The sequence below is a fragment of the Rhizobium sp. SVR5-9E genome (assembly GCF_056755095.1).
The window spans coordinates 1-253 of sequence record NZ_JBNDHS010000551.1 but is presented as its reverse complement, the minus strand read 5'-3'; the positions used below and the strand labels follow the sequence as shown (position 1 = coordinate 253).

General features: G+C 44.3%; 1 protein-coding gene. It reads right to left on the bottom strand.

Features of this window, described 5'->3' with window-relative positions:
- On the bottom strand, positions 1-253 hold a 253-nt coding region (locus ACPYOJ_RS36020; RefSeq protein ID WP_481420482.1), incomplete at both ends, for a class I SAM-dependent methyltransferase.

Here is a 253-nt window from a genome sequence, read left to right as displayed (position 1 = left end):
ATTGTGGGCACCTGCTCTTTTGGCACGGCGTTTCAGCTCGGCTAATTTCCATTCGAAGATATCAAGGGCAATGATCTGTCCTTTATTTCCCATCAAAGCTGCAAGGTGAAGTGTCTTTCCACCCGCACCCGCGCAGGCATCAACAACTCTTTGCCCTTCTTTTACATCAAGGAAATACCCGATTTTTTGCGAAGAAGCATCCTGAACTTCAAATAATCCCTCTTTAAAAGCAGTCGTAAGAAAAACATTCTTC